At 38.9% G+C, this 6164-nt stretch carries 6 protein-coding genes; all 6 read right to left on the bottom strand.

Features of this window, described 5'->3' with window-relative positions; genetic code table 11:
* Positions 1–110 precede the first annotated feature (110 nt).
* The 6 genes from BDR01S_RS08785 to BDR01S_RS08760 all read right to left on the bottom strand — a co-directional run bounded on the left by BDR01S_RS08785 (position 111) and on the right by BDR01S_RS08760 (position 6147).
* Complete coding sequence (locus BDR01S_RS08785) at positions 111–1112, bottom strand: LLM class flavin-dependent oxidoreductase (RefSeq protein WP_066256059.1); 1002 nt, start codon at positions 1110–1112, stop codon at positions 111–113.
* Between the two features lie 402 nt (positions 1113–1514).
* Positions 1515–2615 (bottom strand): FAD-dependent monooxygenase, encoded by a 1101-nt coding sequence (locus tag BDR01S_RS08780; RefSeq protein ID WP_066256061.1) that lies wholly within the window; start codon positions 2613–2615, stop codon positions 1515–1517.
* A gap of 154 nt (positions 2616–2769) precedes the next feature.
* Complete coding sequence (locus BDR01S_RS08775; RefSeq protein ID WP_066256064.1) at positions 2770–3942, bottom strand: DUF3800 domain-containing protein; 1173 nt, start codon at positions 3940–3942, stop codon at positions 2770–2772.
* Positions 3943–4075: 133 nt separating this feature from the next.
* A complete protein-coding gene (locus BDR01S_RS08770) occupies positions 4076–4741 on the bottom strand; it encodes an LbetaH domain-containing protein (protein WP_082797365.1) in 666 nt (221 codons plus the stop codon).
* Between the two features lie 179 nt (positions 4742–4920).
* Positions 4921–5322 (bottom strand): acyl-CoA thioesterase, encoded by a 402-nt coding sequence (locus BDR01S_RS08765; RefSeq protein ID WP_066260128.1) that lies wholly within the window; start codon positions 5320–5322, stop codon positions 4921–4923.
* Between the two features lie 3 nt (positions 5323–5325).
* Positions 5326–6147: an SDR family NAD(P)-dependent oxidoreductase gene (locus BDR01S_RS08760; RefSeq protein ID WP_066256066.1), complete on the bottom strand. Its 822-nt coding sequence runs from the start codon at positions 6145–6147 to the stop codon at positions 5326–5328.
* Between the last annotated feature and the right edge of the window lie 17 nt (positions 6148–6164).

Genomic DNA, 6164 nt, shown 5'->3' with positions numbered 1-6164 from the left:
CTTAAGCGGAAAACCTCCGCTTATATACCCCGAACCGAGCTCTATTCTTCAGTCTAACCGAAAAATCTCCGCTTATTTTAAATATCACTGGTTACTCTAGGTGTTTTAGTTTATTTTCCGTCGACTACTTCTTTTAATATTTCATACGAACGTTTTTGTTTCTCAGTGTCATAAATATACGATACGGCCATGAGTTCATCGACGTTATAGTACTCCTGAAACTTCGTCAACTGTTGTCTGACCGTCTCCTTGCTTCCTAACAATGTTACACTTTGCTTCGATGCAGCCATTTCTTTTTCCATCGGGGTCCAAATCTCATCCAGATTTTCAACAGGCGGTTGTAACGGATTTTGGGTACCACGAACGACATTTAGGAAAAACTGCTGCATCGTGGTTGATAGAAATTGAGCCTCTTCATCCGTTTCGGCCGCAATGACATTTAAACAGACCATCATATATGGCTTTTCTAAATATTCGGAGGGCTGGAAACGACTCCGATAAATCGAGATTGCTTCTTCCATGTATCTTGGTGCGAAGTGGGACGCAAATACATACGGAAGTCCCAAGCTTGCGGCTAGATAAGCAGAATCAGTCGATGATCCAAGGATATAAATCGGTATATTCGTGCCAACTCCTGGATAGGCCTTCACATAGCTTTGCTTCTCTCCCGGACCAAAATAAGTTAGCAATGCTTGGACATCATCTGGAAACGTATAGACAGAATCATTTTTTGAACGCCTTAAGGCGCTTGCTGTCATCATATCTGTACCGGGAGCCCGTCCCAACCCGAGATCGACACGATTCGGATAAATCGTTGCCATGGTTCCAAATTGTTCAGCCACCACGAGCGGTGAATGATTCGGCAGCATGATTCCCCCAGAACCAACATGAATAGTATCTGTATGTTCTAATACATGCTTGATTAAAATCGATGTCGCTGAACTGACAAGTGTAGCGGTATTATGATGTTCTGCAATCCAATAGCGCTGATAGCCCATTTTTTCGACGGCTTGGGCAAGATCGACCATTGCTTCAATCGCTTGACTAGAACTTTGCCCCTTTCGGATCGGTGCTAAATTCAAAACAGATACAGGTATATTAATTGTTGCCATTTTAGCAATTCCTTTCCCATTAGAGATTACTACTATAGTAACAATAGTGATGCCGAAATCAAAAATAAATGCTTACTATCTTATGGAAAGGGTGTCAGGCACCAGTGAAGAATTCACATGGTGCCTGACACCCTTTCCTACTAGAAAAACTTTCCAAAGGAAATTATGAAATGTCGCTTTTTGGTAAATAACTGATTAGTCGGTAAATAATGGAAAGGGTGGTATTATGACGCAACAGGGAAAGACAACCTCCGATGCGACGAATAAGAAGGAATTACGAGGGACGTTTTTTTCGGTTTTGATTATTGGGTTCCTCATTCTTCTCCAACTTTTCGGTTAGCCGCCTCTACAAAAAAAGACCTCCTCCCACACCATGAACAGGTGCAGGCGAAGGTCCATTGTTTAACTTAGAGCAAACTGAGCAAATTTTTCCGAAAAGGAGGCTTCTTGTTTCATTTGCATTTCTTGCTGTTCTTTAATTTCAGTTTTTCTATTTACTTCAAATCTTTTCAATCTCTGTGCCGAAATGTTTTTTTCCAAAAGCGCTTCGGTTAAGATTGGCGCTAATACATGCGCGTCCTTCATCCCACAATTAATCCCAATCGCACCAGTTGGTGTCATGGTGTGAGCGGCATCCCCGATCATAATTAATCCGTCCTTTACCCATGTATTAGAACGGGAGCTTTGTACTTTTAAGGGAACAAAGTCATTCCATGTACGAAGATGCTGTAGAACGAGCTCCTTCAATTCGGGAAAGCTTTCAATTAATGGTTCAAGAAAGGGCTGTAATGATTGTTTTCTTAACGATGGAAAAGAACCTTCTTCAATATTCCAGCCAATTTGAATGAATCCCCCTGTTTGTGTGAACAAGGCAAGCTGATGGCCGTCAACAAGAACCATTCTTGTTGTGGGCTCCCATCCTGCAGGTGCTGGAATTTTGGCCCACAAAACATCATAACCATGTGTCATCTCGACCGTTGGTATTTCCGCAAGCTTTCTGACTGTCGAGTAGCGGCCGTCCGCTCCGACAACCACGGAGCTGTTAATGATGACTTCTTGACCGTCGCTTATCGCTTTTACACCCGTAAAGGCACCACGTTCATCCTGGATTAATTCCGTTACTTTTGTGTTAAAAAGAAGACGGTAATTTTTATATTGTGCTGATTCTTGGTTCATTGCACTTAGTAAATTCGCTTGAGGTACATGAATTCCTACATGATCCTCAGTGTTGGAAGGTGTAATCGTGTTAACAATCCGGTTTCCTGAAAAAAACTCAACCTTTTTCATTTTAAGAATGCCTAGCTCTTCTATCTTATCAAATAATTGGTGTTCTTTTAAAATGGCTTCTGTTTCAGAGTTTATATGTTCGCCTCTAAATTTCCTGTTCACTCCGGAGGATCGTTCGAGAAGAATCGTTGATACCCCATTCTTAGCCAATAGATAACCCAATAATGTCCCTGCTGGTCCGCCACCCACAATACAAACATCTGCCTGCAGCTTCAATATATTCACCTTCTGGTTATATTTATTTTTGAAAAATTTATCATTAAAAGTTTTCTTATAAGAATAAAAGTTGATTATAGAATAACAAATTTGGCATGATTGGTCAATCTAAAAAAGGTCAGTCCCACAAAACTTGATTTGTGGGACTGACCTTTTAATCATGAACCGTTATTTTTTCCATCTCAATAATTCTTTTTAGATATTCATATTCGTTGTGTTCAAGAATATCAATTTCATTATTGGTAGCAAGGAGTATTTGATTGCGACACTTGGAGATTCGTTGAATCATTGGGTGGATCGTTAAGCTCGATAAATGAACAAAATCATATAAATCTGATAAACAAACAGGCAATTTATATCCCTTATTGCTGCTGGCAATTAATAGCCCGCTATCACGAAGCTTTGAAACGATGTTCGATCGAAAGTAGTGATGATTTATTTTGTTTACGCGGATGGCGTTCAGATTATCTAAAATTTCTTGGGTAAACACATATTCATTTGGATTTTCTCTTAGGTTAAATAACAGGAACTTGAGTAAATCTACCCGGATTCTTTCATCGGCATCTTCACTCTTTTTATTCTTTTCAAGATATTGAAGGGTCAGATTCACCGATTGTTTAAAAATAACCTCATCAAATGGAGAGTCTTGATTCCTGGATATGTAATCATCAAGATAGTTTTTATAGTTTTGCGGCCATAAATTAATGGCAATGATTTTCTTTTTGATGATTTTATTAAAAAGTGGATAATATTCAGAGTACTGAGTTTGATCGTAACCTTTTGCAATTGTTCCCGCGATGAAATTGGCCAATTGAAGTAGTATTTCCGATTTACTTTGATTAAAACCAAAAGTGGAATAATTAAATAAATCGGGAACACTTCTTTCGGAAATATAGGTTTTAAATTCGGTCATAAATTCTTTCGTCCCTTGTTCCCTTAATACAAGATCAAGTTGGTCAAAGGTTCGATTTAAGTCGTCATACACCAATCGATTCATAAACTTGATAAACGTCTTTTCAAATGTGATGCCACTATCTTCCCTAATTTTTCTTTTATCGACTACATAGGCATATATATTGAAGGGCAAATCCTTCAGGTCATTTAATAGTTGAATTCTTAGATGAGGGTTATCCATTTTATCAGATTGCATTTCTTCCGTTTGAAAAAATTTTTGTCGAACCTTTTCAACTTCCTGTTCTAGCCATTCTTTATTCGACTCTTTTGCTAGAACAGCAACCAGAATAAAGTGGGTTGAAACATCATTATTTTCAAAATCAAAACTATAATCACCAGATTCATCAATATACGCAAATCGGATATCGTTCATGCTCCCACCTCACCCAATATTTCTTCCTTTAGATACTTATTTCAACAAAATATGATTCAAAACCTTCAAAAAAGTTAATTTTTCCCTTGAAAATTCTATTTGAGGAGGTGGAAGATGATTAAGTTTGTTTTGATCAGACAGATAAACCGCACGTACATCGGTCATTTCCAAAGGTGATCGAATAGGCAGAAGGAAATTCTTGATTGACCCTTTGAACCTCACGGGCAAATTCTTCTTCATTTTCCGGTACCTTTGATAAGGAATCTGCTTTTTTCTGATTATCAATATGAGCGCCTGGCGGAACAAAGCTGCCAGGCTTAAGTGTCACTCCACCTGTAACAACGGCTCCTGCGGAAATAAAACTCCCCTCCCCGATGACGGCATGATAAACGATTGATTTAAAACCAACAAATACATTTCTACCAATCTGACAGGGGCCATGAATCAATGAGCCATGGGCACAGGATACTTCTTCGTCGATATAGATTGAGTATTTCCGCTGATTAACCTCGACATGTTTGTTTTTTAAGCCATGGAGGATCACGCCGTCCTGTAAATTACAGTTTCTTCCAATATAGAAAGGAGTTCCTTCATCTGCGCGGATACTGACGAAGGGGCCGACGTAGGTATTATTCCGGATCGTAACGTCGCCCACAATATAGGTGAATGGACTTAAGAAGGTCGTTTTATTTATTTTTGGAAAAATTGGTGTGGGATTGATAGAGGTTAACGGATTCGAGCCGACATAGTAACTATTAATATTAAAAGGACCATTTACATTATGAGGATAGTTCCACATGGTAAATTCCCCTTTCTTATCATTCAATTATTCATGATTCATACTACATATACGTAAGTTTTCTAGATTCATACCAAATTTCAGGCAGTGGAATAGATTGGACCGACAAAAAAAGCAGTGATTCCTAAATCACTGCCATGTCCTAATGTCTTGTATTTATCGTTAGTACCAAACAACATTTAGTCTATATTGGAAAATTTCCGCACAATTTCATCCACCACAGTTATACTTCTTCTTAAGATTGTATCAAACATGACTGAGGTTACGGTCACTTCTGTAATAGGTTCTTCCAATTGATTAAAAATTTTTTGTTCGAATACAAAACTTTTAGTACCTAGTTTTTTTGGACGTGTGATAATTTTAAGAGAATCTCCTAGTCTAGCTTCTTTCAGAAACATAATATCCAACTTTAGGATCACGGTCCCTATTTTCTTCTTTTGCATTTCCTCATAGGAAATTCCCGCTTTCCTATACCAATCTCCTCGAGCATCCTCGAGGAAGGAAACAAACTTAATATTATTCACATGTCCGATTGGATCGATATGGTCTTCTTTTACAATGATTTCGGTAACGCTCTCCATCATTCACCCTCTTTTCCCATGTTCACTATACACCACATTCTTTTGATAAGGCTCGCTGAATGGAGGTTTCCAACGAACCACATTTTGACCGTTTACTCCAAATATGGCTCCTGTTTCCTCTAAATTTTTTTCTTCTATCAAGCAAATAATAAAAGAAGCTACTTCATCAGAAGAACCAATTTCCCATGAGGGTGACATCGGTACCCCTTTTTCCGCTGCTCGTTGTTTCGCTCTCTCCACGTAGGGTCGTGTCATTTCGGTTAGCGCTGCTGGGGCAATGGCGTTAACAATAATTTCATCTCTTATTAATTCTTTTGCCAGTGTCCACGTCATTCCATTGATTGCTGACTTTGCGGCACTATAATTAATCTGGCCCATATTCCCCGCTAATCCGGAGTCTGAGGTCATATTAAAAATGAAGCCGCCCGTGCCTTGCTGTTTCGCATGTTGAATGAAAGGTTTTGTACAATAAAAAGCCCCTTTCACATGAACATCGATTACATCAGAAAATTCGGCTTCTTTCATTTTATGGGCCATTTTATCATGAATAATCCCAGCATTATTAACCAAAATGTTCACCATTCCAAACTCTTTTCGTGCTAACTCTACAAGTTGTTTCCCTGTTTCCGGATTCTCAACAGCACCCGCAAGACCAATTACACGTCCACCCATTGATTGTAGTTCCCTTATCGTTTGTTCAACCTTTGTTTCGTTACGCCCATTGATGACAACACCTGCACCCTTTTCAACAAGGGCTCTGGCAATACTATATCCAATCCCTTTCGTCGATCCCGTTATAATTGCAACATGTTCGTTTATTTTCACAAAAATCTCCTCCTCTG

The organism is Neobacillus drentensis NBRC 102427, assembly GCF_001591445.1.
GTDB lineage: Bacteria > Bacillota > Bacilli > Bacillales > Cytobacillaceae > Neobacillus > Neobacillus drentensis.
Note: the sequence above shows the minus strand (reverse complement) of the source record. Positions and strands in the feature narration are given on the sequence as shown.